30 protein-coding genes are annotated in these 23,923 nt (G+C 54.7%); 4 read left to right on the top strand and 26 right to left on the bottom strand.

What is annotated here, in order from left to right:
• Positions 1-14: 14 nt before the first annotated feature.
• From HZ993_RS12835 to HZ993_RS12820, 4 genes are all read right to left on the bottom strand, one after another.
• Positions 15-623: an HAD family hydrolase gene (locus HZ993_RS12835; RefSeq protein WP_209393140.1), complete on the bottom strand. Its 609-nt coding sequence runs from the start codon at positions 621-623 to the stop codon at positions 15-17.
• Positions 624-671: 48 nt separating this feature from the next.
• On the bottom strand, positions 672-1,079 hold the full coding sequence (locus tag HZ993_RS12830) for a hypothetical protein (protein ID WP_209393139.1): 408 nt from the start codon (positions 1,077-1,079) through the stop codon (positions 672-674).
• Positions 1,080-1,453: 374 nt separating this feature from the next.
• Positions 1,454-1,897, bottom strand: a complete 444-nt coding sequence (locus HZ993_RS12825; protein ID WP_209393138.1) for a hypothetical protein — start codon at positions 1,895-1,897, stop codon at positions 1,454-1,456.
• A gap of 65 nt (positions 1,898-1,962) precedes the next feature.
• A complete protein-coding gene (locus tag HZ993_RS12820; protein ID WP_209393137.1) occupies positions 1,963-2,301 on the bottom strand; it encodes a hypothetical protein in 339 nt (112 codons plus the stop codon).
• 144 nt (positions 2,302-2,445) lie between these two features.
• Here HZ993_RS12820 and HZ993_RS12815 point away from each other — a divergent pair, with 144 nt between their 5' ends.
• Positions 2,446-2,751 carry a helix-turn-helix domain-containing protein gene (locus HZ993_RS12815; RefSeq protein ID WP_209393136.1) on the top strand — a complete coding sequence of 102 codons (306 nt, stop codon included), beginning with the start codon at positions 2,446-2,448 and terminating at the stop codon, positions 2,749-2,751.
• Positions 2,752-3,396: 645 nt separating this feature from the next.
• Entirely contained in the window at positions 3,397-4,377 is a 981-nt protein-coding gene (locus HZ993_RS12810) for a magnesium and cobalt transport protein CorA (RefSeq protein WP_209393135.1), read from the top strand.
• A gap of 13 nt (positions 4,378-4,390) precedes the next feature.
• On the opposite strand, the gene HZ993_RS12805 is transcribed toward HZ993_RS12810, so the two are convergent.
• The 7 genes from HZ993_RS12805 to HZ993_RS12775 all read right to left on the bottom strand — a co-directional run bounded on the left by HZ993_RS12805 (position 4,391) and on the right by HZ993_RS12775 (position 11,427).
• A complete protein-coding gene (locus HZ993_RS12805) occupies positions 4,391-5,161 on the bottom strand; it encodes a hypothetical protein (protein WP_209393134.1) in 771 nt (256 codons plus the stop codon).
• 562 nt (positions 5,162-5,723) lie between these two features.
• Positions 5,724-6,230, bottom strand: a complete 507-nt coding sequence (locus HZ993_RS12800; protein WP_209393133.1) for a hypothetical protein — start codon at positions 6,228-6,230, stop codon at positions 5,724-5,726.
• Position 6,231: 1 nt separating this feature from the next.
• Entirely contained in the window at positions 6,232-7,761 is a 1,530-nt protein-coding gene (locus HZ993_RS12795; RefSeq protein WP_209393132.1) for a TRAP transporter large permease subunit, read from the bottom strand.
• Positions 7,762-7,837: 76 nt separating this feature from the next.
• Positions 7,838-8,377 (bottom strand): TRAP transporter small permease subunit, encoded by a 540-nt coding sequence (locus HZ993_RS12790; protein WP_209393131.1) that lies wholly within the window; start codon positions 8,375-8,377, stop codon positions 7,838-7,840.
• 133 nt (positions 8,378-8,510) lie between these two features.
• Positions 8,511-9,248, bottom strand: a complete 738-nt coding sequence (locus tag HZ993_RS12785) for a response regulator (RefSeq protein WP_209393130.1) — start codon at positions 9,246-9,248, stop codon at positions 8,511-8,513.
• On the bottom strand, positions 9,248-10,873 hold the full coding sequence (locus tag HZ993_RS12780) for a DUF4118 domain-containing protein (protein ID WP_209393129.1): 1,626 nt from the start codon (positions 10,871-10,873) through the stop codon (positions 9,248-9,250). The genes HZ993_RS12785 and HZ993_RS12780 overlap by 1 nt, the downstream gene beginning before the upstream one ends.
• Positions 10,874-10,884: 11 nt before the next feature.
• Positions 10,885-11,427, bottom strand: a complete 543-nt coding sequence (locus tag HZ993_RS12775) for a PTS sugar transporter subunit IIA (RefSeq protein ID WP_209393128.1) — start codon at positions 11,425-11,427, stop codon at positions 10,885-10,887.
• Between the two features lie 413 nt (positions 11,428-11,840).
• Here HZ993_RS12775 and HZ993_RS12770 point away from each other — a divergent pair, with 413 nt between their 5' ends.
• A complete protein-coding gene (locus HZ993_RS12770; RefSeq protein ID WP_209393127.1) occupies positions 11,841-12,362 on the top strand; it encodes a DUF2846 domain-containing protein in 522 nt (173 codons plus the stop codon).
• 154 nt (positions 12,363-12,516) lie between these two features.
• Here the strand turns inward: HZ993_RS12770 and HZ993_RS12765 are convergent, their stop codons facing one another.
• From HZ993_RS12765 to HZ993_RS12720, 10 genes are all read right to left on the bottom strand, one after another.
• Complete coding sequence (locus tag HZ993_RS12765; protein WP_209393126.1) at positions 12,517-12,927, bottom strand: ankyrin repeat domain-containing protein; 411 nt, start codon at positions 12,925-12,927, stop codon at positions 12,517-12,519.
• A 155-nt stretch (positions 12,928-13,082) separates the two neighbouring features.
• The gene (locus HZ993_RS25090) at positions 13,083-13,502 is read right to left on the bottom strand and encodes a DUF2007 domain-containing protein (RefSeq protein WP_209393125.1); all 420 of its coding nucleotides are present in this window, start codon (positions 13,500-13,502) and stop codon (positions 13,083-13,085) included.
• An 81-nt stretch (positions 13,503-13,583) separates the two neighbouring features.
• Complete coding sequence (locus HZ993_RS12755) at positions 13,584-13,940, bottom strand: hypothetical protein (RefSeq protein WP_209393124.1); 357 nt, start codon at positions 13,938-13,940, stop codon at positions 13,584-13,586.
• A gap of 715 nt (positions 13,941-14,655) precedes the next feature.
• Positions 14,656-15,165, bottom strand: a complete 510-nt coding sequence (locus HZ993_RS12750) for a tetratricopeptide repeat protein (RefSeq protein ID WP_245213619.1) — start codon at positions 15,163-15,165, stop codon at positions 14,656-14,658.
• Positions 15,156-15,677, bottom strand: a complete 522-nt coding sequence (locus tag HZ993_RS12745; RefSeq protein ID WP_209393123.1) for a hypothetical protein — start codon at positions 15,675-15,677, stop codon at positions 15,156-15,158. The genes HZ993_RS12750 and HZ993_RS12745 overlap by 10 nt, the downstream gene beginning before the upstream one ends.
• A gap of 344 nt (positions 15,678-16,021) precedes the next feature.
• Positions 16,022-16,606, bottom strand: coding sequence for a hypothetical protein (locus HZ993_RS12740; RefSeq protein WP_209393122.1), 585 nt, complete (start codon positions 16,604-16,606; stop codon positions 16,022-16,024).
• Between the two features lie 156 nt (positions 16,607-16,762).
• Complete coding sequence (locus HZ993_RS12735) at positions 16,763-17,131, bottom strand: hypothetical protein (RefSeq protein ID WP_209393121.1); 369 nt, start codon at positions 17,129-17,131, stop codon at positions 16,763-16,765.
• 5 nt (positions 17,132-17,136) lie between these two features.
• Positions 17,137-17,691 carry an exonuclease gene (locus HZ993_RS12730; protein ID WP_209393120.1) on the bottom strand — a complete coding sequence of 185 codons (555 nt, stop codon included), beginning with the start codon at positions 17,689-17,691 and terminating at the stop codon, positions 17,137-17,139.
• 998 nt (positions 17,692-18,689) lie between these two features.
• Complete coding sequence (locus HZ993_RS12725; RefSeq protein WP_209393119.1) at positions 18,690-19,004, bottom strand: hypothetical protein; 315 nt, start codon at positions 19,002-19,004, stop codon at positions 18,690-18,692.
• Positions 19,005-19,090: 86 nt separating this feature from the next.
• The gene (locus HZ993_RS12720) at positions 19,091-19,432 is read right to left on the bottom strand and encodes a hypothetical protein (RefSeq protein ID WP_209393118.1); all 342 of its coding nucleotides are present in this window, start codon (positions 19,430-19,432) and stop codon (positions 19,091-19,093) included.
• 145 nt (positions 19,433-19,577) lie between these two features.
• On the opposite strand from HZ993_RS12720, the gene HZ993_RS12715 reads away from it, so the two are divergent.
• Entirely contained in the window at positions 19,578-19,778 is a 201-nt protein-coding gene (locus tag HZ993_RS12715; protein WP_209393117.1) for a hypothetical protein, read from the top strand.
• A gap of 150 nt (positions 19,779-19,928) precedes the next feature.
• On the opposite strand, the gene HZ993_RS12710 is transcribed toward HZ993_RS12715, so the two are convergent.
• The 5 genes from HZ993_RS12710 to HZ993_RS12690 form a co-directional block, all read right to left on the bottom strand.
• Entirely contained in the window at positions 19,929-20,525 is a 597-nt protein-coding gene (locus HZ993_RS12710; RefSeq protein ID WP_209393116.1) for a hypothetical protein, read from the bottom strand.
• Between the two features lie 325 nt (positions 20,526-20,850).
• The gene (locus tag HZ993_RS12705; RefSeq protein ID WP_209393115.1) at positions 20,851-21,228 is read right to left on the bottom strand and encodes a hypothetical protein; all 378 of its coding nucleotides are present in this window, start codon (positions 21,226-21,228) and stop codon (positions 20,851-20,853) included.
• Positions 21,229-21,406: 178 nt separating this feature from the next.
• Complete coding sequence (locus HZ993_RS12700; protein WP_209393114.1) at positions 21,407-21,718, bottom strand: hypothetical protein; 312 nt, start codon at positions 21,716-21,718, stop codon at positions 21,407-21,409.
• A 419-nt stretch (positions 21,719-22,137) separates the two neighbouring features.
• Complete coding sequence (locus HZ993_RS12695) at positions 22,138-23,046, bottom strand: proline dehydrogenase family protein (RefSeq protein WP_209393113.1); 909 nt, start codon at positions 23,044-23,046, stop codon at positions 22,138-22,140.
• A 297-nt stretch (positions 23,047-23,343) separates the two neighbouring features.
• The gene (locus HZ993_RS12690) at positions 23,344-23,844 is read right to left on the bottom strand and encodes a hypothetical protein (RefSeq protein WP_209393112.1); all 501 of its coding nucleotides are present in this window, start codon (positions 23,842-23,844) and stop codon (positions 23,344-23,346) included.
• Positions 23,845-23,923 lie beyond the last annotated feature (79 nt).

Genomic DNA, 23,923 nt, shown 5'->3' with positions numbered 1-23,923 from the left:
TTGGCAATTCGTCTCTAAACCGTCGCAGTCGACAACCACCAGTCGCTGAATTCTCTAAGGTTGTTGTGTTTGGACGCGACGGATTGCAAAGCCGCACCGGCATTCGGCGAGCCGTTGGGATCGCGGGTGATGAGCGCCCGGTGAATGCCAGGACGCACGCCGGCCATGTAAGGCAAGTAGTCGTCCACAAATACTGCTGGGCTTAGGAGATTCAGGGCAACAGCCTTGGGACTCTTGCCCTCAGCGTATTTACCGGTTGCAATGACAGTTTCGATTGGGAATCCCAGTTGCTGGAGGTTGCGCTTACGCGCCGCGACGAACCGTCCTGTTAGAGCAGTGACACAAACCAAGAGGTATCCGGCGGACTTCAAATCCTTGCAAGCCTGGATGGCGCCGGGCAATGCATATAGGGACTCCCAGAACGTTTCATCAAAGCTCGCCCGAAAGTGTTCAAGCCGATCGCCATCCAGTTGCTCGACATCCCAGCGGTCCTGTGCCCAATAGGCATTTGGGTCTACTTCTTTTGGATAGATGCCGAAAGCTCGCTTCCAGGCGGCGGCGTACCCTAGGTTGTAGTCCAGCAGGACGCCGTCTGCGTCCAAGGCGATGATTCGATTTTGCATACGCGCTCCAAGGAGAGATGGGTGGGACTTCGCCGGCTCGGCGTTGGGTCAGAGATCGAGCAAGTCAGAAACGATCGTCGCGATCGAGAACCGGGCTCGCAGATGTTTCTCCATCCATGCCAGCTCTGCATTTCCCAAGTTCCATCCCTGATGGGGCATACGGCTGACCAGGCTGTCCAATACAACGGACTGCGTAAGCTCCGGCTTCTCTAGCGCTTTTCTGTTGACGTAGGCGGTGAGTTGGTCGACCAGGTCAAGGCAACCAAGGTAGCGCTCGGCCCGCTCATCCGGTGTCAGGCCGACTACGTATCTCCCATCAATCAGACGTGCTGCGAACTTGGCCTGGGTACCGGACAGTGCGGCCGGAAATGGATCGCGCGGAAAATCGTCTGGGACAGTGACTTCTGCAATGGGTGTATCACTGCCAGCATCTGTGGACTTGGATTGCTCGCTCATGGTTTTGCTCCAAAAGGCGTGATGGTTAAACCCATCCATTCACAGCACGCTGGATTGCGTTTTGTGTGAAGCAATAGTCCCTCGATATGGGGGTTCCCCACAAATGGTCACCTGGAGAATCCGAGCCGGCTAGAGGGATACCATAAACGGTCACCTATTGCTTAGACAACGCGCAGCAGCAAGCCCTGCGCGGATCAACAAATCGGCGCAGGGCTTGATGAGTAGGAGCTCAGAGTGGGGCGCAAATCACACATGCAAACATGCGGCCATGAGCAAGCGGCAAAGCACCCTTGGTTTTTAGATTGAACAGTTCGACAACGCAATCTCAACGTGGGGCATAGCAAGGCCCATCACGCTAACAATCCCGATATGGGTCAGTTCACTAGAAAGGCGTGGTCGCACCTCTTGCATACGTAAGTGTTTTGCCAATCCTGGAATAGTAGGGGCCAGGTCTTTGCGTTGAACTGGTAGGCACGGTAGATGTAGGCAATGGAACCTACGACCCAGAACAGTTGTGCGAAGAAACCCAAGGGCTTCCAGATGATGCCGGCCACCAGCACGCCGACCAGGGCCATCACGAAGATGCCGATAAGGGGGTAGAGGTATTTCATCTTGGCCGGTGGTGCAGCGCGCTGGGATGCGGCCGTCTGGGAAGTCCCGGATGTCTTGGCACCACCCACTCCAACGCCAATGCCATCGGGGCCGACACCGATGCCGACGCCCTTGGTCGCTGTATTGATGTGGGAGAGCCCGTTTTCAAATGCTTGGGAAAGGCGCTGGGTGTTTTCGCTATGGCATTTCGGGCAGTTCAGATCCATGAGGGTCTCCGGGAGTTGAATAGGCTTTTGAGCGAGCTGGAGAGTTGGACTGCGTTTCCCCGCTGTCAACGCGTTTCCATCCATCCCCCATCGCCTTTGATCAGAGTCAACTGGACGTTGGGGGTGACGGTCAATTTGTCGTTGTAGACCTCTTTGCCGGTTGAATCGGACTTGGAGAAATCCAGATCCCTCGCGGAATTTGTGAACGTGCACCGCCACTTTGGGGATTCGTAGGCGCAGTTCAGATCAGAGACAGTCAAGTCCACGAACCGGATGCCAAGCTTCTGAAATCGTTTCGCTACGACGCCTGCAACTTCTTCTGGAGTCGGTTTTGCTTGCATGCTGCACGCCCCAACAAGTAGCACCATGCAGGCGAATGTTGTCAGTATTAAGGAGTCTTTCATACCGGCCTCTTAGTTCTGTTGAATACATCTCAGCTGGAGCAGCGACCACTCCGTAGCGGCACTCCATGGAAATCGGCCAAAAGCGGCATTTAGCTGTCTATAGACACGTGTCTAAAGTATACATAACAGAAATAGTAGGGCCATATGCGGCCCAGCAAGAATCAGCCTTTAATCAGCGCCTTGGCGACGGAGATCAAACTTCGCCGCCAGGAACTGGGCTTTACGCAAGAGGATTTGGCGGGGATCTGCCAGCTGGATCGACCCTATATTTCTTTGATAGAAGTGGGTAGCAAACAGCCTACGATTAGCGTCCTATTGCGTTTGGCAGAGGGGTTGCAATACCCACTCGGTGACTTCATGGGGCGAGTCGAGCAGCGGTATCAAGTGGAACAATCTGTCGCGGACTCCGGGATAAAACCCGCACGCACGCGATCGATGAAGAGTTCCTAAACGATGGCCCGGGGTCAAAGGACAGAACTCGCAAAGACCCCCGCTTTTTTTAACTATGGGTCTTGCCGTCGGAGTAAGCTGCTTGACACCACAGGTCAGGTCACAGGTTCAGCAGTGAGCTAACGATGACAGAGTGCATATTCTGCAGTTGCTGATTCCAACCCCCGCTGTGGTATTCGCTAACCGCCGGTTGCAATCCTTTGACGAGCTCCGCGTACAGCCGGTTCCGACCCAAAGCGGAATTAGACCACCGCCGACTCGGCGCCTGAAAGCGGACTTTCGTGACTATGTGTTTGAGACAGATAAACCAAGTCGACCGGAGTCGGACACACCCTTTTTGGCCTTCTTAGGATCATTGGTACTACCGATAAGTTCACGCTCAGCAATTGGTATTTGGGTATCGCACAAGCTCTACAAGCTAGTACAAGGTCACCCAAGATTGGCACGCTTTTGTTCGTGTAAATACCGCAATGGCAGCTTGCACTGCTGCCATCTTCACCAACATAGATCCTCATAAGCGGGATCACGGCATTCGAGGGACTGATCGCCGAGCATGTCTTTGTCCGCGTGGCACGGCGGGAGTCTGAGTTTCTGTCAAAAATCAATGTCAAAATCCGAGATTTCAACAATCCACGGAGCACTGAGATGTTGATCAACTGTGTCGTCTATCAACATGGCACCAAGCTCGCCGACATACCCGTCAGCGAAATCAGCGACTACATTGCCAAACCAGACACCTTCGTCTGGGTCGCCTTGCAAGACGCCACGCCGGAAGAGCTTGAAGAAATGCGGGAAGAGTTCGCACTGCATGAACTGGCAGTCGAGGACGCCCGGCATGGCCACCAACGCCCAAAAGTCGAGGAATACGGAGCTTCACTGTTTACCGTGTTGCACCTCATCGAACCGCTGGTTGTGCCGGACAAGCCCAGCGAACTCAACATCGGCGAAGTCAACATCTTCACCGGTAGTAACTACGTGCTCTCGGTACGCAATCGCAGCCAGCAGGGCTTCCTGGGTGTGCGAGCCCGGTGTGAACGGGAGCCTGAACTGCTGCGCCACGGCTCTGGTTTTGTACTCTATGCGCTGATGGACTCGGTGGTGGACCGCTACTTCCCCATCATTGATGGGTTCGAGACCGAGCTGGAGTTGATCGAAAAGGACATTTTTACCAAAAAAATGGCACGTTCCAACATCGAACGCCTGTATGAACTCAAGGGCCGCGTGATGGTTCTCAAGCACGCGGTGGCCCCCTTGTTGGAGGGAACCAGCAAGCTTTCTGGAGGCAGGGTTCCCAGTATCTGCCTCGGGGTACAGGATTACTTTCGCGACGTGATGGACCATCTGTCGCGCATCAATTCGCTGATCGACACCATGCGCGACACGATAGGCACGGCCATCCAGGTGAATCTGGCCATGGCCACGATTGAAGAAAACGAGGTCACCAAACGTCTGGCGGCATGGGCCAGTATCTTTGCAATATGGACCGCGCTTGCCGGTGTCTGGGGCATGAACTTCGAGAACATGCCGGAGTTGAAGTGGAAATATGGCTACGCCATGGCACTGGGCGTCATGGCGGTGGCGTGTTCTTTCCTCTACTGGAAATTCAAGCGCGCTCGCTGGTTGTAGCGGTCGCGTTCGCTCAGCGGGCAAAGGCCCAGCTCAGCCCCACCGTCCACCAGGCGGGCTCGCTTCCATGGAGTCCTTTGGCCCGACTGAGATCAATGCTGGCGTTCTGGCTCAACACATAGCGCACACCCGCGCGCCAGTGGTCCATATTGCTTTCACGGAAACGCTCCGCCACAAAGGTCCACGCTGGCACTGGCGCCCATTCCAGTGCCGCGCCCGCGCGATCGGTGTCTGGTTCACCACCACGGCGAAAATCGCGGCCGACATTGACGTGGATGGTCACGGTCTCACTCGCAGCCCAAGTCAACGGGAACACCACGGTGCTGGCTACGAAGCTCGGCGACCGATCTTGCCAGTTGGCTCCAAACACCACCCCGGCGCTCAATGCCTCCGTAAGCTGGTGCGCCCATTTGATCTGCGGGCCTACCGCGGTGGTGGCGCCTATGTCGGTCACGTGTGTGTTATCCAGATTTAGGCCCAGCTCGACCGGACCCACGCGACAGGCTGGGCCGATGTGGATGAGCGAGCGTGCGCCGTGGCTGTCCCGGTCGAACCATGTTTCAAGTTGACACTGACCCGGCGCGAGAATGGCGGCGTCATCCACCGCATGGTGTCCGCCTGCCGCATGCACTTGCAAGCTCAGACCGAATAAGCCGACCGTCAGGCCCAGCAACTGGCAAGCCAAGCGATGGTCTGCGCTCGTGCAGCGGTTGGCAATTGCGGCAGGGTTGCCGGTGGCGATGGCTATCAGCTCGGGTGACAGCAGTTTCTTCTTGTCAATCATGAACTCTTCTTTCAGACACCTGGGTAAAGGAGACCCTACGGTATTACGTGGAGATCCGCCTTCCCAGCGATGTCGGCTAAGTTGAAATGAATGCGCGCGTAGCGGCGCTAAACACGCACGGATGCAATGCTTATACCCAGGACCAATAACAATTGTGATGCGCCATCGGTTTCGCCAATGCTAACCGTACACTCTGCTGTGTTGAACGAACTTCTAGGTGTACAACTCTCCCGGCGGTTCAAGTAACAGCCGCAAGACCCCTGCTGCTTCTGGCCCTCAGCACGTTCTGGTCCGCGCAGCCGCGATGAACAGCGATCTGAAAATGCAGAAAGTACCTGCACCACGCCGATTGCGCACACAGCAGAAGCTGCAGGATCGCTTGCAACGAGCGGGTTAGCTCCGCCTCCAGTTTTGAATGCTATCTCCTACGGCACGTCTGAACGAAGTACCGACACGGGCCGCCCCTCTGTCCGAACGTGGTGCGGTACTGGTTTTGCGGGTCGCGGTGAAGGAAGCCTGCCTCGGCCTCATGTTCGGCCTTACAGCCAGCCACAAGGAAAAACTAGTCTTTGGCAGACTTCCGGGCATCAGCAGTATCCAACCCGGTCGTTGTCGTGCCCGTAAAAAATGCGCCGCCGAGACTAAGATGCGCAAACTTCTGCAGCACCCTGTTGTCGGCGGCATGGAACACAAACAAACCCCGACCTCGGGCACGAACAATCAAGCGCGGTGCAATCAACCATTGCAGGTAAGGCACGTAAACGAACTTGATCTGACTGATATCCGCCAAAGCGACCCGCTTGGACCACATCCAGCTCTGGTGAATGCAGTTCTCGTCAATCATGGTACGGCTCTGCAAGATCCAGTAATAGCAAAACGCGATGACAGAAAAAGTCACCGCCATGAACAATGCCGCGTGGATGGACCAGCCTGTCCCGATGATCTGGTGGGCCGCCCGAGTTCCCCAGTACAGCAGCGCGGCCATGAAAAGGCTCGCCAGTATCTTTACAGCCATGGGAAAGGCGGCGCCTTCTGCCACTTCATCCATAGTTGCGGAAGCTGGTGACATGTTATTTCCGAGCATTGTCTGTGGCTGCCGGTGCGCCAGACGCCGCGTCTGACTTGGAGGCGCTTTTAAACAGTTCTTCGACGTTTCTTTGATCATCCATGGCGTTGAACTCTTCCTGCGCCGGCATCTCGATCTGAACCTTGTCGATGTCGACCTTCTCTTCTTTGTCGAGGAAGATTGTCACCGTCTGGGGAACAAAAATAACAATGACGACCAACAGCAATTGAAGCAGAACCCAAGGAATGGCACCCAGGTAAATGTCTCGTGACTTCACCTTGTCCGGGATGGCACCGGACTTGAACAGCGTATCGGAAATTCCTCGTAAGTAAAACAGCGCAAAACCGAAAGGCGGATGCATGAAACTGGTTTGCATATTGACGCAAAGCAGCACACCAAACCAGATCATGTCGATTCCCATCTTGTCGGCTACCGGGCCAAGCATTGGTAGGATGATGAAGGCTATTTCGAAGAAGTCGAGAAAAAACGCCAGAAAGAAAATGAAGACGTTGACAACGATCAGGAACCCGATCTGACCGCCAGGCAGGCCGGTCAACAGGTGTTCAATCCAGATCCCACCATCAACGCCCTGGAACACCAGCGAGAAGACACGTGAACCAATCAGGATAAACACCACCATGGCGGTAATACGCATGGTGCCGGTCATGCCGTCCTTGATCAGATCCCACGAAAGACGCCTGTGAATGGCGGCCAGAATAAATGCGCCGACCGCACCCATGGCCCCGGCTTCTGTCGGCGTTGCAATGGCGGTGTTAATGCCTGGCAAACCACCCATGCTGCCAAGCACGGCAAAGATCAGAATGGCAGAGGGGATGATCCCTCGCAGGCACTTCTTCCACAAGGCCCAGCCGCCGAGCGTACGCGCCTCCGCGGGAACACCCGGCAGATAGGTCGGGCGGAAACGCGTCAGGAAAAAGGTGTAAAGCGCAAAAATCACGACCTGCAGGATGGATGGCCCCCAAGCGCCCTTGTACATGTCGCCGACAGAGCGGCCTAGCTGGTCTGCCATCACCACCAACACCAGCGAAGGCGGCACCAGCTGGGTTATGGTTCCAGATGCTGCCAGCACGCCCGTGGCGTAGCGCATGTTGTAGCCGTAACGCATCATCACTGGCAGTGAAATCATGGCCATGGCAATGACCTGTCCAGCTACAGTGCCTGTGATGGCTCCCAGAATGAAGCCAACAATGATGACAGAGTAACCCAGCCCGCCGCGCATCGGGCCAAACAGTTGCCCCATGGAATCGAGCATGTCTCCGGCCAGACCGCACTTTTCGAGAATCGAACCCATCAAGGTGAAGAAGGGAATCGCAAGCAACAACTCGTTGGACAAGATGCCAAAGACGTTCAGCGGCAGGTTGGCCATGAAGGCGGCTGGAAACCAGCCCATCGCGATGGCAATGAAACCGCAAAGCAAGCCGAGCGCCGACAACGAGAAAGCAACCGGAAAACCGATCAGCATGATGACAATCAGTCCGCCAAACATCAGCGGGGCGAAATCTTGCATGTTCATGCTGCTCTCCGGAAAAGTACTGTGGCGTTGGTATGCGAGCCGCCCATCCATTGCGGTCCAACATAAATGTGGAAACTCATTGCAGAGGCCTTTCGTAATGGAGGTCCATGTCATAAACATGCAGGAGCCAGCCGATGCGCTTGATGATCTCTGACAGGCCCTGAAAAAACACCAAAGTGAAGCCCAGCGGCAGCATCAGCATGGCAGGCCAGCGGATCAGACCGCCAGCATTGCTCGACATTTCATGCATGAGATACATGCGCAAAAACAGAGGGGCAGAAAAATGGAGCATCAGGGCCATTGCTGGCAGGAGGAAGAAAACCAGGCCAAACAGGTCGATCCACACCCTGCCCCGGCTGGAAAACTGCCCATAGATCACATCTACACGGACATGTTCATTGACCCGCAGTACCTGGGCAGCGCCCAGCATGACGCAAGCGGCAAACATGTACCACTGGATTTCGAGCCAGGCGTTCGAACTGATGTCGAAGGTATAGCGGATCACAGCGTTGCCGGCGCTGATTGCGCACGAAAGGATGACGGCCCATTTGGCAATGCTGGCGAAGCGGTCGTTGACCCAGTCAACCAGATGGGCGAAAGAAAGAAGTGTTTTCAAAGCGGAGCCTCCGAAACCTGTCAGGAAAGGACCGGTTGACTCTATCCAGCAGGGTGTAAAGAGGCCGTAAAGAAAACGGCTGTGCGCTGACGAAAGGCTGACGGCCCACACTGGGCCCGATCTTCAGCTGACCCTAGGATGACGCTGCCGAGCGCAAGGGCATGCCGTCGGACTGAACAAGCAGGCGATAACCGACACTGGTTTCGGTCAGCAACAGAACTGGGCTGGCCGGTTGCACCTCCAGCTTCTGCCGCAACTGGCGTATATAGATACGCAGGTAGTGACCTTGCTCTGCATACCCAGGGCCCCAGACTTCATGCAAGAGCTGGCGCGAGGTCACCACCCGATCTGCGCGTTTGGCCAGCGCTTCCAGCAATCGCCACTCCGTGGCCGTCAGGCGAACCACCAGCCCGGCGCGATAGACCGTTTTGGTTTCCAGATCGATGCGCACATCACCAATGCGCAGTGTCGATGCGCCCGCCCGCGTCGTCTGGGCGGCATGGCGCAAAGCCACGCGGAGACGGGCATGCAATTCATCAACTCCAAAAGGTTTGCTCAGGTAGTCGTCGGCGCCAGCGTCTAAAGCATCGACTTTCTGCCGTTCCTGCGACCGCGCAGACAACACCAGGATGGGTCGCTGCGTCCAGGTGCGCAACTGGCGTATCAGATCAACCCCGTCGCGGTCGGGCAACCCCAGATCAACCAGGAAGACATCGATTCGCCTGTTTCCGGCAAGGGTCTCGCCTTCCAGCGCATTGGCAGCTTCGAAGACCTCGTACCCCTCCGCCTCCAGCGTGGTCACAAGAAAACGGCGGATCGGTTCCTCATCTTCCACCAGCAGTACCCGTGTGACCGGCGCGCGCAATGACATCAGGCCACCTCGTCCATTGGTGGTGCATGGCGCTCCGGCTGGGGCAAGCGGATTTCGAAGCTAGCCCCGTCGCGGGTGACCCCTTCTATGGTTCCATGGTGCAGCCGCACCGCCGCCGCGCTGATGGCAAGCCCGAGGCCAGTACCCGCACCTGCCGGCTCGGGCCGCCCTCTGTAAAACTTCTTGAACACATCGCGTTCATGCCCGACGGGTAGGCCCGGGCCGTTATCGCTCACTGTAAGCCGCCAGTACTCTTTCATCACATCCACGGCCACCACAATGGTGCTCCCTGGTGGGGTGTAACGCAAAGCGTTGTCGAGCAGATTGGTCAACACTTGCACCAGCAGGCGCGGATCACACCAGACAACCGCATCGGGGGGCACCTGTATCAGAAGGATGTGGGTTTTCAGCCGTGTAGCCAACGCTTTGCGTGCCTCCTCCACCAATTCATCGGCTGGACACCATTCATAGGCCGGTTGAACGCCGCCGTCTTCCAGGCGGGTGAGATCGAGCAGATCACTGACCAGTGCGTGCATGCGCCTTGCCTCATCCAGAATGGACTGGGTCAGCGCGCTTCGACGGGAGGTATCCAGCAACTTGTCCTGCTGCTGCAGACTGGTCGCCGCGCCGACTATCGTCGTCAGCGGGGTACGAAAATCGTGTGAAATTCCTGAGAGCAGAGTACTGCGCAACCGCTCGGTTTCAACTTCGACCACTGCGTTCGCACTCTTGTGTTCAAAGATCGAACGCTCCAGGGCAAGTGCGGCCTGGTTGGCGATGGCTTTAAGCAGATCATGCTCTTGAGGGTTATGCAAGCCCGATTGACCGGGATGTATGGCAAGCACGCCAAGCGAGCCGGCGGCTCCACGCAAAGGTACATACAGTGCCCTTGGCTGCGAAGCGTTGTGCAATCCGGCTCCCGTGATTTCACCTCGATCAAACGTCTTCTGCGCTTCATGCAGTTCCGCACCGACGCCTCCCCGCGCCAGCCGGTTCGAAGTGTCCCCAAGGAGTCCACGACAAAATCCCTCCGTATCCCGAAGCCTTCCAGACTCGTCCGGCAACAACAGGACGCCGGACGCGCCGAAAGTGGAGCGAACCGCCTTTGTCAGCCCCACTGCAATTGCGTCGGGGGTCCGGGCAACCGCGAGCTCTCGTGCGAGTTCGTTGAGCGCTTGCTCACGCCGTGACCGTTCGTCCGCGACAAGCGCCTGGGTGCGGGCTTGTGCCACCAAGCGGCTGATCAGCAAACCCACCAGCAGCATCACAATCAGCGTGAAAACGTGCTGGGTATTGGTTGGATTGAGTGACCAGCGCGGCGGTACAAAAATCAGGTCAAAGAGGAAAAGGCTCGACAGAACGGCGACCACCGAGGCCGATTGGCCAAATCTCAAGGCGGTATAAACAACCCCTGCGAGATAGACCATGATGAGATTGGCCAGATCGAAATACGGCGTCATCAGGGCACAAAGCCCGGTACACATCAGCACGACCAGCAACGCATAGACCCAGCCGTAACGTTGCACAGGACTCGCCCAACGGGACAGCACGCCTGAAGCCAGACCGGCCGCGGCAGTTTTTCGGGCATTGCAATGTGCCAGATCGTCAGTCGGATTGGCGCGCATGAAACAGTGTGTCAGGAGGTGGCGTCGCATTGTTGCATGCGTGAGCCCGAGACACCATTCACGGGTGGCCTTGACTTGGTAACGCCCTTGTAAAACGGCCACTGCTCAAACAACTGCCAAACCTCCAGGGTATCCACACAAGCGACCAAGGCCTGGCGGAAGTCAGGGTCCGACAGCAATTGGATGAAATCACTCAGCAGCGCAAAATGCTGAGCCACTGCTGGTTTGGGAACCAGAAGCACCAGCAAGTCGGTGACGAGATTTCCATCGGGCGTTTGGAAGGGGATCGGGGTTTTCGGCCTTAGAAACACGACCAGCGGCCGCCGCAAGCCCGAGATCTGCGCGTGCGGAATCGCCACGCCATAACCCATCGCAGTGGAGCCGTGGCGCTCACGTGTTGAGAGCCGGTAAGCTACTTCCGCTGCCTTGGCGAGACTACACGATTGCACCACCTGCCCAATTGCTGCAAACGCCTCCGCCTGCGAAGTCACTGGAGCATCCAGCAACACTCGCTCCCGACACAAAATATCTTTCATCAGCAGGCCGTCGTTCATGTTCCTGATTGGAACGGGAGCAGCGTAAACAGATCGTAAATATTTGCGGCAGTCTGCCAAACTGAGCGGCGTCAGCAATTCGCCTTGCATTCAATTGAAACTATTGTTTTACTTAGAAAGAGCTAACTATCGGATAGCTGCATATTGGCGATGGCAAAGGACAGGGGCCTCCACGCGCTATCTCGGAGCTCAACTGAAGCTTGCCGTGACTGGAAGCTCCCTACCACTGAAATTTATCAACGCAGTTCCTGATTGCGGTTATTCGACAATGACCGCAACTGGCCCCCTACGGTCTCCATCAGCAGAAACTGCAGCAAGCGTTCAAACTGGAACTGGCAACTACAGTAGATTTGCCAAATTCAACACTTACACTGGGCGCTTCATCACAGTACCCTTTCAAGCGAAAACCATTTATGCAGTCATTTCTTCGATTTGCCATCGTCTCAGCCTTCGTCTTTTCTGTGACGGCTTGCGCGACCGTTGCACAAGGCCCAAGCTACTCGGAAAGTAAGGCGAAAACCCTACAGTCGGACCGATCAACTGTGTACATTTTTCGAAAGTACGCTGAGCCAACGGCATTTGGGACCACGATCAAGATCAACGGCACCGAAGTCACGAGCCTCAATCAAAATGGTTACACGTGGGCCACAGTAGCTCCGGGGACAACGGAAATTCGGGCAGTGTGGGCTGGCCTGTCAGGCCAAAGGGACTCGCTGATATCGCTAAACCTGAAGCCAGCGACAACCTACTTTATTGAGCTGACCGGAATGTCTAAGTTCACGGGAGCTACCTTGGGTGGCGGTAGCGGAGTAACGATGCAAGAGTTTAATGTTCAGATGGGTTCGGGACTTAACCACGTAAATCCCGCTGCAGCAGAGAAGGTACTTGAAGCCTGCTGTAAATTTCAGAAACCTAACGCCATTCACTATCAGTAGACAGACTGGGAGCATTCGCTGCACTAGATTTTGCCGATGGTGAGCCTCAGAGCGGTCGTTGGTTTACTACCGCAACTGGCCCGTAGCCGCGGTAGCCACAAAATACTGCCGACGCTGAATGAACACCAGGGCGACAGTTTTATCAAGTGCCGCCTCAAATGTTCTGGTCGATCTCACGATTGCGAACCTCTAGGAGATTCGCCACATCGGCGCGTGAGTACCTCCTCGCATAGTCCAGAGCGCTCATTCCCGAGTTATCGGTAGCATGGATGTTTGCTCCATTGTTCAGAAGTAGTTCGACCATCGCCAAATTACCCTTTTTCGCGGCTTTCCAGAGTGGCCGAATCCAAGGCCGTTCTGACGCGCCCTCGATGTTTGCGCCTCTCTTCAGCAATGATTCGACAATCTCGATACGGTTCTCTTCGGCCGCCGCTATAAGAGCCCAGTTCTGCAGGTCCTGATCTCCCGGGTACATTGACTCCAGCTCCAGAAGGTGGGCGATAAAAACGGGCTCTTCGCCCGATTTGGCTAGGGAATACAGCGTATCAAGTGATCGAAAACTCATAGAAGGTGCGACAAATAGTTGACGTCGAGGGTGACAACTATATTAGCTAGAGCATCGACACGAAGAGTAGCAACTTCTGCCTCCAGGCACCTGATCAACTTGCATACCGATTGCGGTCATTCGTCGATGTCAGCACTTGGCCCGAAGCTCACGGATCATCTCAATTGACCGCAGGACTGGCATCGAAAATCCTTCGCTGGTGGAAAGATGGCGCGGCCGACAAATAGCAGCATGAATGCAAGTGAGATAGCGGGCCAACTGCGGCACTCTACGAACTGCCCAGATCCACAATGCGAGCACTGGACGACGTCCGGTGGATATGCCTCAATCAACGCAGCTTCAAGCTCGCCTCGATCACGCAAATTCAGAACAGCATGCGCTTGATCAGCATGCTCACGACGGACAAGCAAGCGAACGCCGCCAAAACCCAATGACATCGGCCACCACGCCGCCACAACGTGCTCACTACCCAGATAGGCCCGAATGCCCTCTGACTCCAGCAGTGCTCGTGCAACATGAGCCTCCCAAGGGCTCAGGTGGACTTCAACGACGGTAAATGCAATGACTTGGTCCACAGCGAGTTCAAGAGCGAGAATGTTACGGAACTATAGCCCACAGTTTTACGAACTTAGACGGGGCACTTTCTCCATCTGAAGTCAGTCAGGATCGAACGGGCCGAATTCCCACAACACTGCTCCACCGCGGAAGTGTCTTGCCCATGTATCAAAGTACTCCTCACCAACTCCGCGAGCGTAGAACGTCACATCAGGATAGGCACGAGAAACTGTGGCGATGAGTTCGATTAAGTCGAATGCGACGATACGGTTGTATCCCTGACGGTCAAGACCGTTTCCTTCGGCGGACTCCCTTAAGTCGGAAAGAACGTCTTCAACCCCCCAGTCGCTCGCAACAACGAACGGCCTTGCTGCCAAAAGCACCGCCTCCGGTGTCATGTCACCGGCGGCGTAGTCGCCATCATCCCAGCTCAGTTCCAATCTCGTGTAGTAACTCATCTATTGCCTCAGTAAATGTCAAGGCTGACAAACAAGCAGTGACAGCCTCCCGCTGATAAGGGAGCCTAAGCCCTCCGATTACTATTTACTCAACTATCACCTGCCCGTAGCTGAGACTCTGGACATCCCATCTTTCGTCATCACGGTTTCGCCAAGTAAGCAGGCCAACAAGCACTCCCTCTGCGCTGTAGAGACGAATGTTCGCTGGACCAAGAATGCCGGGACCAGGCCCACAGTATGGAGAAATGGAGTACAGAGGCTCAATGAAGCCGAAGTCACATTCAGCATGCTTAAGCAGCGGCTGTGCAACGTCTAGGAATTGAAAGTTCGATCTACCGCAGCAAAGTGCCCTTGGAGTATGTTGGCGAGCCATCCTCCAACGTAGGTACCTCCCTACAAACTCTATGGCCCCGGCTGTATCCATGAACTCAGTTCCGAACGGATAGTCGACCGGGTGTCCACCCCTAACAGCGCCATAGGCGTCTTCAAAGGCCCGCACTGATTGGATGTCCTCGACAACGGTGACGACTTCGCAATCCTTGCACCATGCTGGGCGAACAGGCGCCAAGAGGGTGTCTTCATCCCGGACAGAAGCAGTGGCTGAGTCGCCACCTAGATAGTAGCGTACTTCAGTGAAGCCGAATTGGAATTTCTCACGGCAGCTGCTGCATTCGTAGTGACTTGGAAACACTTAGTCTCTCCCATTTCTTTCGAATCACCTCTTCCAAAACTGCCATGGCTTTTTTGGTGTCTCTATGTCTTTTGCCTTGGTCTTTAGAAAGGCCAGATAGCGTGGGTTTTCGTCTTTGAATATGTCCGGCCCAGCACCCATATAGGCTCTCATTAGCTCGTCAGCAGCGCGATCTACGGCGTTGAGTTCGAACTGGCATTGCCCAAGGCGCATATGCACAAATGGGTTCCCTATTGCACCTGGACAATGCATTGCTTGAGACAAGTTGTCCCGGCCGGCGACGTAATCACCCCCTAGAAAATTTGCATCGCCAATCGCAGCCAGAATCCAAAGGGCCGCACTCCAGTCTGTTTTGGGTTCTGGCAACAGATCCCAGGCAGTCCAATACATGGGGATCGCATCGGCAAATCTTCTTGCCTTAGCGAGTTCATCTCCCGTCGCACAAAGACGCTGTATTTCGGAATGAATTTCGTCTGATAGTTTTGCCACTTCGAATCCCTCGTACTTGAACTCATATCTGCGCATCAAACGCATAACTTTTCATCAGCTTTTAACTCGTAGCAAAGCCACTGGCCTTCCCTCCGTGCCGCGATACCACCTCGGGCTGCTTGATCATCGAATTTTGGTAAGTGCTTCCTGAATGCCTGGAGCAATGCTCGTCGGTGCGGCCACTCATCCATGATTTCAACCCGAAGGCCACCACCGTACTGCACCACCCACTTTGTCTCACGGTATGGCCCATCAATATCTGGAAAGAGTGCCTCTTCGCGTACGAACTCCAGCTTTGAAACTTTGTCCAGTCGGACTAGGGTCGTTTGGCCAAAGGCAACGTATTCGATGGCTCCATCCGATATCCGCATCGACTCATAGTTAACAGGTTCCCGAAGGTCTCCGTAAAGCATCGCCGCCATAGTGGCAACAAATAGACCCCAGATTGCATAGCTCAGGCTCGGCCAGGTATTGCTTGCCATTAGCACGATGAAAGTGGCCAAAGCAATTAGCAGTCCACGATACGGCTCGCGGACTCGACGAAAGCGATCAAGCACCGTTGATTCCTAAGCCAGAAGCGTCTTTGCCACATCGCGCGCATCGGTTCTGGGCCCTTGAACACGTGTTGCAAACTGCCCAAGCGTTGTTTCTGTAGTGGTCCCAGTTGCCCCCGCCACCGCCATCCCAGCTCTTCCTACAGTCGGGACATTCTCCAAATGATCGGACAGTGTCTGCATTAGCGCAGGCCTCACTACAAAACACAGGGGCGGGTTGGATTGACATGAAGTTGGTGTCGCAATTGGTTTGAAACTGACTCAGTCTACCGCCCGACTTAGGACATTCACCAACGACGGCAATTGGCCCAGACCAGCGATCGTTTCCAAAAAGCCCAATCAACGTCCTAAGTTTTGCTAAAGGCTTCTACGCCAATCACCAACCCGTTGGCGCTATAAGTGTGCCTTCTCCACTCCTTCACCTGGGTATATTTCATCGCGTTTTCCAATACGTTTGCGACGACTTCCTCTGAAGTTGGCCATTCGTTGCACGGAATAGTGTTTCGATCAGCAAACTCCTGCGCCTGTGACAGGATATCAGCCGTAACGTCAATTGTTGGATGTGTATGACAGATAGTCGAGTCCAGTTCCGCCTTCGCAAACGCGAGCTTGGTAAGAACTGCTAATGCGTCCTTGCGGTAAACGCCGCCTTCTGTTGAATTGGCCGCCATCAACATGCCAAACGCCACTACGGATTTCTTGGCATCTTCGTCAACAACATCCCTTAGGAGACTGGTCACGGCCTCGAAGTCTTGGCATTCAGCCGCCGGGCCAAAAAACTCCTTTCCACGAATTTCTTTCACAACTGTTCCCCCGTCTTTAACAGTTGTGACCGCACCATGCGTTTCAACAGAGTTTGCCAAAATACCGGCCCAACTTGTCTCATCGACATCGTTGCCATTGCGCTTGAACAGCTTTTCCCAAAGTCCCATAGCGTCCTTCTAGTCAATTCAACTCTCTATTACCGCTGTCGCTTCAGCGTAGTCTATCAACTCTGTGCCTCATAACAGTCATCTGTAATCGACTGCAACTGGCCCGAAGCCCACGACAGGCCAAGACTCTCCGCGGGGTTAGTGGTGATTGGCTACTTAAGACTCTCCTGTCGATTGGCGCTCAGCTTCTTGGAACTGGCCACCTTCCACAATGCGTTCAACTATTTTTCCTGCCATGTAGGCGAGCAAGACTTCGGGACCGGTGTCGTTGGCAACCCGACGAATGTGTGTGACATGGAAGCTCGTACCCAAACGACGATTGGCCTCATCGACTCCCTCGACAACCTTCTGCACTACTACTTCATCGTTCAGCGGCGCGTGTGAGCAGTTGCCAATTGCCGGGAGCGTCTCAAGAACTGGACGTTGGACTCCCACAGCGTTCGACAGACGCACTTGAAGTAGGTTGTGCTTTGGCCCGGTAATATGGGAGGCGCAGAAGTAGTCGCCGAGGCGAACGAATTGCATAAACTCTATCCCCCTCGGTTTTCCCTCAACATGTTGCAGAACAGCGCCCCTTGTTCAATAGCGTCGTCCAACGCGACATGGGTATGTGGAAGCTTGTCAAACCAGTGTTTTGGCATATTTCGCTTGGTGCTTTCTCGATAGTCTGTCTTCAGTAGCGCCATTGCGAAGGACTTCATATCGAGCGCGGAATGACTAAAGGGACTCTCTCCGGCGAATCGGATGAGGTACCAGTACACGAACAGAAAGTCAAAGCCCGCGGGGTAGGCAACGAAAACTGGCCGACCAGGCATGGACTTGAGCCACTCAACATATCGGTTCATCGCGTCCGATGGCGGAACAGTATTTTTCCTGCATGCTTCCCATGCTTCCGGCTGGGTAGCCCACCACTCCGCAGTTTTTGGATGGGGGGATGCATCTGGAAGCGTTTCTAGATTGGCCTCAAAAGTGGCGATCAACTTCTTGTCTGCTGTGTAAGCGGCAGAGCCGAAACTCAGCATTGAATGCGGGCCCGGTATCGGGCCATCGGTCTCAACGTCTGTACTGATGTAAATTTCTGTCATGGTTTTGTCTTTGTTATTGTTGTTGAAGAACTGGCATCGTTCGGAGTGGGAGACGGCGTCCGGCCTGAAGCCTACGCGGTTTCGATCGAATATTCGATGCCCCAGCAATTATTGACGAAACAGATTGGCTCGCTGTAACTCTCTGCCAACGGTGCGGTAAGCTGATTCCGTCCGACTCAAGGCTCTTGCCTCAGCTCCTGGCAGCGGACATTCGCCCAAGACTGCAAGTGGCCCGAACCTGCGGTCTGTTCCAGACAATAGCGGTCAAGGGCGGAGCTCCAAAGCAGTCGCTCAAAATGCAGATTTAGCGTTGGAGGTTAACCTAGTCGCAGACTGGTTGTCATCGAAGTCGAGCGCATCGACGACGTCGGAAAGCAATATCTTCGACGGTGCATCCCTGTCGTCGGACCGCAGGAAGAAAGTGCAGTAGTACCTCATTGCTCGTCTGTGCGGTTTAAAGTCGGCCGCGAGTGGAATACAACAGCGCGCTCAATTGTGAAGAATCGCAAGCGCGCGGCGCGCTGTTGTTGGTCCAATCGACGAACATGTTATGCCTCATGCCACAACACTCCTCTAGCGTTCTCACTCCGTGGATTGTGTGTAGGTAGTGCCCTGCCGCTTGTCCTCGGACTCGCCCAAAGGCGCTCACTCGCGAGAGCGCCAAACCTGCGGCCGTAATACTCCACTGCATCCAAGCGCTTGCGCCGTACACGGGAACGAGTAGGGCCGCGTGAACGTCGTTCCCAATTTGCCAACCCCGCCATGAGCAAACGAAGCTCAGGCTTGGTGAGGCGACTCCAGAAAGAACGCCTACGCTTTAGTGGGTTTTCGATTTGCAGCTTGGATGGAGAACTCCGGCGACGGCCAGAGGCGCTACCCAGTTGCCGCCAGATCGGGGCGCTTCTATGAGGCATAACGTCAAAGCTGCCCAGCACGCAGCACTTGCAGCGCAGCGGCATCCTGCTGCTGCGTGTCCGCGCCGAGCGAAATCTCAAATTTCATTGACGCACCCACAACTCTTGATCGGTATAAGAAAACGTGACACCGGCGCGGCCCACAATGGGCGACGACATGAAAGAGTACTTTACGAAACGACCGGTAGACCACAGAGTTCCAAAGCTCAAGATTCCCTTTTCTGCGTCCCACAGTACTTCAAAAACTTGTGGGGCCTCGTCGTCGTACTTGTCTACTACCGAAACGCTCGGGATGTCGCCTTTGAATTGGACGCTGATTTCCAAATCAGAAAAGCCGTCACCGCATTTCCAAGTGCCCACAAGCGGATTCAAAGCTACCGCATTTTTAATACGCTTCATTTGAAATTTAACGTCGGCGTTGTACGGCGGGCAGTATACGCCGCGCAGCGGTATTCTGCGACTGCATGTCCGTGACGAACAACTTGTTAAACATGAGTACCACCCCCGGTTCGTCGTCCGATGCTGATGAACCAAAAGAGTAGGAAAACAGCGGAGAGAAGAGCCGCACCTTGAACAGCATTGGTGATTTCGAGGACAAATCCTGCGCCAGTGATCGATCCGTTTTGGACTACCTGTGTTTGCGAGTGGTAAAGCTCGCTGTAACCCTGGAGGCCATAAAAACCAAGACCTAGATTTGCGACCAAAGCCACACAAAACATGACCAGGCAATACTGCCACGCGGCTGCAAGGCGCAAGGCTTTCAGAACAAAATGGGAGATTCCTGCTGCCACTGTAAATGTCACGTACGCAAATACAGTGTTGATCACAACCCACTTTTCAAATGCGGAATGCTCTAGGTAACCTCAGTCTACTTCCTGATACCAGTCATTCACGAAAGAATGCAATTGGCCCGTGGCAGAAATGACAATGACAAAAGATTGGACAAGCAGTTCAACTGGCTAAACTGGTGCAATGCCAATCTTCGCCAGCCAAGCAATGAATTCATTTTTCCATTTGCGGTCAGTCGCCCTGCCGATGTCAACAGCAATCGCTGAACCAAACCGTTCACGAATGCTGGGTTCGGGACTTAACCACGTAAATCCCGCTGCAGCAGAGAAGGTACTTGAAGCCTGCTGTAAATTTCAGAAACCTAACGCCATTCACTATCAGTAGACAGACTGGGAGCATTCGCTGCACTAGATTTTGCCGATGGTGAGCCTCAGAGCGGTCGTTGGTTTACTACCGCAACTGGCCCGGTCCGGCTGTAATGACAGTTCAGCCCTAGGCAAGCAGCTTCAGCGCACGAGAGGACTTGTTAATAGTTCATCGTCCACGCGGCACATAGATCGGAATATAGATCGGAATATAGGCCGTCGCTTTGGGCTCACAGAAACTTGTTTTAACCTTCATCGGGGTCATAGGCGCCGCTTCTATAGGAGGGTGTGTTTTTCCGAGATGGTTCTCAACGTAGTTCTTCGCATCCTGCTCATCAAATCTGTGGCTGTACTTGAGATTCTTGCCGTCGTAGGTGTACACCAATTCACCAGCGTAGGTGATCGCGCCGGGTCGTAGGTCAAATGTGGCTCCGATGGACCCCTCGCAAGGCCCGTAGGGCTTGCCTTCTGGAAACACAAGAGACACCCCGAGCTTTTCGCTTGCAGCATTGTTCTTAAGCTTTACGAAGATGTACCCGTCCGAGCCTGGCACGATATTTACTTCCGGGATATCCAGATGGGGGCGTACCCACTGGTTGCCTTCAATTTTTCCCCGGAGAAGGTGGATCCTATATTGAGGACTGACTCGCAGAAGTAAGACACTGCTGGACTGGTCAACCGAGATGGCGGTACCGGGTGCAACGTTTGACGTGGTTCCACACCCGAGCAAGACAGCAGAGAGGACGATTGCGAGAAGGTGTTTCATGTTCTTTGCCCAACGTGATGTAGATGGCGGATATCCTGGGCTCCTAGGATATCCGACGGGATAGAGCCAAATTTCCCTTGCCAATGCTCATCACGCAGACGACAGCAAGGCGCACAAAGGCTTGATTCGCAGCCATTTCGCAAAGAAAGTGAAGTCATTTTCACCCTGTTGGCGTGAGGCAGATTAACTTCAGCGCGAATCGGAGCTCGCCACTTACGGCGAAGCACCTCAAAAAAATAGCAATTTGACTGCGGAATTGTCTTCCAAAAGCGGGCATTGACCAAAGTCCGCACCTGGCCCAAAGTGAGCAGATTAGTCGGAAACTTCATATGTCAACGCGGCTGACCTCGAACTCAACTGCTCCATCGCACGGGACGCTACCAAAATCAATAACAAATCCGAGGACGTCCACAAGCCCCTCTGCGTGATTCACCACCTGACCGACCCCACGATAGGCGTAGTTGCCAACGCGCTCAAGCTTGTGATGGGAACGCAAGACTTTGTCCTCTTCCGGCCAATCGGAGAGGTATGCGGAATGAACATTACCGCTCAGAATCGACAGTCTATTTTCAACTGTGTCACCCACAACTAGCCCGCAGGGATAGCATAAGACAACAATTTCAGCCTTGTCGCTTCGCAGGGTAACGTCGGCACCATCTCCGGGGCTGTATGGCTCAACTGCACAGACAAGCAGACTCTTCATTGGATACTTTTGAAAAATTGAACACTCAACCGGTCACTATAGCCCCGCCACGAAGTAGATTGGCGCAGCCGGGATCATCCCAATAGCGGTCGCTGGCCACTACCGCAACTGGCCCGAACCCGAGGTCGCTTCCAGACACATTGCTGACGCTCGCTGCGCTCGCAGTCGTCGGATGAAGCTATTGTTGGGCATCAGCGACTTTTCGGTGGTGCTCTTTGGCAATTGCATTCAAGTCTGCGTTTGCATCAGCTAGTGTCCCATAAATTCCCTGGCCAGCGATGTTGCCCCAGAATGGCAATGACCACTGTGGATCACGGTGCTCTTTTCCCTTGACCAGATACTCGACTTGGAAGTGTCCGTCAGATGCGCGTTGCCAGATCAATATGAATGCATCGTGCTCCTGGTCGTATTCCTCAACCAGGAGCTTATCGAACGTTTGTGCTCTGCTAAGCCAAATACCTCCGCTACGTTCGACCCAAGGTTTGCTCATGTTGATGGCCCTCACGTCTCATGCGGAACGGTTCGTCTAACGGCGGCGTGTGATTTCTACTGCGACATCGCCAAAGTGATGGCCAACGGCATTGCGGGCAGTTGCTTTGCAAACCTTGTCAGGCAGTGATCTGACAACCCGGCAGCAGCCGGTCGTGCCGCGTAGCCAATGAAACAACTCAAAGCAGTCATTGTGAGAGGACCGCAAGTGGCCCCCTCCTGACGAATGCGAAACTCGTTGCTCAGAAGGAAAGGTCGATATTCCAAGCTGATATTGCGCTAATTGCTCTCGCGAACGACGAGCGATTAGCGACTATGCAAACGTTCGTTGGCACAAGTTCATATGACACCGGCGTTTCAATCGCTGCTAGGCCACCGCTCTTGTGCACCATGGCCCTGCTGTAGCCCCCCTTGTGGTGATCAGCGCTGCAGCATTGCCCGCAGCACATGTCCGGCAATGCGGGGGTTCTCCTTCAGCCGGCGCGTGCTATAGCCATACCAGTCTTTCCCGAACGGAACATAGATTCGGACACCGAAGCCTTGCACCAGTAGGCGATCGCGCAAGGACTCACTAACGCCCAGTAGCATCTGGAACTCAAAGCGGGAGCGGTCTATGCCACGACTGTGCGCCAGCGCGACCGCTTGGTCAATCAGAGCCGCGTCGTGGGTGGCAATGGCCACGAAGCATCCAGCATCAAAGCAGCGCGCCAGGTGTGCGAGAAAGTGCGGGTTGATCGCGTTGCGGTCTCGACCCGCGTTGTCCACCAGGTGGGCGGCCTCTTCGCGGTAAATGCCCTTGCACAGACGCAGCGTGTTGCGTGCGTGCGCCAGGGATTCAATGTCCTGATAGGTACGCCGCAGGTAGGCTTGCAAGGCAAGGCCGAAGTCACTGTGGTGAGCCTGCAGCCGTTGAAATAGATCAATCTGCATTTGTGTGCAACGCACATCTTCCATATCCATACACACCGACGCCCCGATGCGACAGGCTGATTGCAGAATTTCAGTCAACAACCGCTCGCATAGGTCCTCGTCCAACAAGAGACCCATTGCCGTGGGCTTGACTGAGATGCTGGCATGGAGCCCGTAGGTGTGGATGGCGTCGAGAACCCGCAGGTATTCGGCTGCAGTATTGTGAGCTTGAGCCGGCGTGGCGGCTGTTTCGCCGAGAACGTCGATGGTCGCGCAAAACCCCTGCGTTTGAAGTTGCTGTAGACGCTTGACGGCAGCGTTGATGTCGTCGCCGGCGATGTAGCGGCGGGCCATTTTTTGCACGAGCGCGCGGGGAATCCAGGGGATGGCGTGCGCCACCACGGAATTGAAGAGTTGCATGTGGGTATCCAAGAGAACGGAAGACGAACAGCCTCAACCCGGCCGACAAAAGGGACCGAAAAGGTTGGGGCAAAGGGGTATTGCCAGTGCGGATTACTACCGTACTGGCGCTTTAATGCACGTGGCCGCCTGCAGCGAGTGCAAGGTGGCGTTATGCGTTCAGCGGTTCGTCAAAGGGGGCCAGGCGGCGCGGTGCATAAAGTTGTCTTGGGACCTGAATGGTTGCAGTAATGGTACCCGATACCAGTCGTTCGTGAAAGTCTGCAAGTGGCCCTACTCTAACTAAAAATTGAACCCCTACTTGTAGAACTCTGCGGAGCTCACTGAAGTTTCGACAGGCTTCGTCAACTTGGGACCGACAGCCACGCGAGTCACTATCGGCTCCTCGCCGAAGCAGTCACTGTCAAATCGACCGATAGAGTAAATCTGCTTCCTCCCCTTGAAAACTTTCGCTCCCGCCGTCATCCATGCGCCGCACCGGCCTTGTACGTTGAAATTTCCAGGCGAAGGTGTGATCTCTACTGCATAGACTCCGTTTGATAAGCGACAATTTGCTCTCACCGTCTTTAACGATCCGATATGGTCGTCATCCTTTGCGACTGTCAGATCCCACGGGTCCCATTGGGTTTTTCTGCGGCTGGCCATCATGGCCTTGCCCGCCTCGTTGTAGGCGCCGTCATAGGTAATGCGAAGCTCATCAGCCTTCTTGTCGCAAACGTAGCCAGCAAGAACGTAAAAGGCATCTGCTGAAGCCGATAGCGATGTCATCATCAATAGGAGGAACAGCAAGCGCTTCATTCAACGAACTCATCTGATGTTGGAATGCGGAAGAATATAGCCGACCTCTGTCAACGTACGCCCCACCTGAAGTCCTTCG

The sequence above is a fragment of the Rhodoferax sp. AJA081-3 genome, from assembly GCF_017798165.1.
GTDB lineage: Bacteria > Pseudomonadota > Gammaproteobacteria > Burkholderiales > Burkholderiaceae_C > Allorhodoferax.
This window is presented reverse-complemented; position numbering and strand designations above follow the sequence as displayed.

Coding starts and splice junctions, on each gene's coding strand:
- HZ993_RS12785 (WP_209393130.1), bottom strand. CDS start 9,248: ATGTCATTGCGCGCGCCGGTCACACGGGTACTGCTGGTGGAAGATGAG.
- HZ993_RS12715 (WP_209393117.1), top strand. CDS start 19,578: ATGCCAATCTTCGCCAGCCAAGCAATGAATTCATTTTTCCATTTGCGG.
- HZ993_RS12725 (WP_209393119.1), bottom strand. CDS start 19,004: ATGAAGCGTATTAAAAATGCGGTAGCTTTGAATCCGCTTGTGGGCACT.
- HZ993_RS12805 (WP_209393134.1), bottom strand. CDS start 5,161: ATGATTGACAAGAAGAAACTGCTGTCACCCGAGCTGATAGCCATCGCC.
- HZ993_RS12780 (WP_209393129.1), bottom strand. CDS start 10,873: ATGCGCGCCAATCCGACTGACGATCTGGCACATTGCAATGCCCGAAAA.
- HZ993_RS12830 (WP_209393139.1), bottom strand. CDS start 1,079: ATGAGCGAGCAATCCAAGTCCACAGATGCTGGCAGTGATACACCCATT.
- HZ993_RS12795 (WP_209393132.1), bottom strand. CDS start 7,761: ATGAACATGCAAGATTTCGCCCCGCTGATGTTTGGCGGACTGATTGTC.
- HZ993_RS12835 (WP_209393140.1), bottom strand. CDS start 623: ATGCAAAATCGAATCATCGCCTTGGACGCAGACGGCGTCCTGCTGGAC.
- HZ993_RS12695 (WP_209393113.1), bottom strand. CDS start 23,046: ATGCAACTCTTCAATTCCGTGGTGGCGCACGCCATCCCCTGGATTCCC.
- HZ993_RS12710 (WP_209393116.1), bottom strand. CDS start 20,525: ATGAAACACCTTCTCGCAATCGTCCTCTCTGCTGTCTTGCTCGGGTGT.
- HZ993_RS12730 (WP_209393120.1), bottom strand. CDS start 17,691: ATGACAGAAATTTACATCAGTACAGACGTTGAGACCGATGGCCCGATA.
- HZ993_RS12775 (WP_209393128.1), bottom strand. CDS start 11,427: ATGAACGACGGCCTGCTGATGAAAGATATTTTGTGTCGGGAGCGAGTG.
- HZ993_RS12755 (WP_209393124.1), bottom strand. CDS start 13,940: ATGAGTTACTACACGAGATTGGAACTGAGCTGGGATGATGGCGACTAC.
- HZ993_RS12750 (WP_245213619.1), bottom strand. CDS start 15,165: ATGCGTTTGATGCGCAGATATGAGTTCAAGTACGAGGGATTCGAAGTG.
- HZ993_RS12815 (WP_209393136.1), top strand. CDS start 2,446: ATGCGGCCCAGCAAGAATCAGCCTTTAATCAGCGCCTTGGCGACGGAG.
- HZ993_RS12735 (WP_209393121.1), bottom strand. CDS start 17,131: ATGCAATTCGTTCGCCTCGGCGACTACTTCTGCGCCTCCCATATTACC.
- HZ993_RS12770 (WP_209393127.1), top strand. CDS start 11,841: ATGCAGTCATTTCTTCGATTTGCCATCGTCTCAGCCTTCGTCTTTTCT.
- HZ993_RS12800 (WP_209393133.1), bottom strand. CDS start 6,230: ATGTCACCAGCTTCCGCAACTATGGATGAAGTGGCAGAAGGCGCCGCC.
- HZ993_RS12690 (WP_209393112.1), bottom strand. CDS start 23,844: ATGAAGCGCTTGCTGTTCCTCCTATTGATGATGACATCGCTATCGGCT.
- HZ993_RS12765 (WP_209393126.1), bottom strand. CDS start 12,927: ATGAGTTTTCGATCACTTGATACGCTGTATTCCCTAGCCAAATCGGGC.
- HZ993_RS12700 (WP_209393114.1), bottom strand. CDS start 21,718: ATGAGCAAACCTTGGGTCGAACGTAGCGGAGGTATTTGGCTTAGCAGA.
- HZ993_RS12810 (WP_209393135.1), top strand. CDS start 3,397: ATGTTGATCAACTGTGTCGTCTATCAACATGGCACCAAGCTCGCCGAC.
- HZ993_RS12740 (WP_209393122.1), bottom strand. CDS start 16,606: ATGGGACTTTGGGAAAAGCTGTTCAAGCGCAATGGCAACGATGTCGAT.
- HZ993_RS12825 (WP_209393138.1), bottom strand. CDS start 1,897: ATGGATCTGAACTGCCCGAAATGCCATAGCGAAAACACCCAGCGCCTT.
- HZ993_RS12705 (WP_209393115.1), bottom strand. CDS start 21,228: ATGAAGAGTCTGCTTGTCTGTGCAGTTGAGCCATACAGCCCCGGAGAT.
- HZ993_RS12820 (WP_209393137.1), bottom strand. CDS start 2,301: ATGAAAGACTCCTTAATACTGACAACATTCGCCTGCATGGTGCTACTT.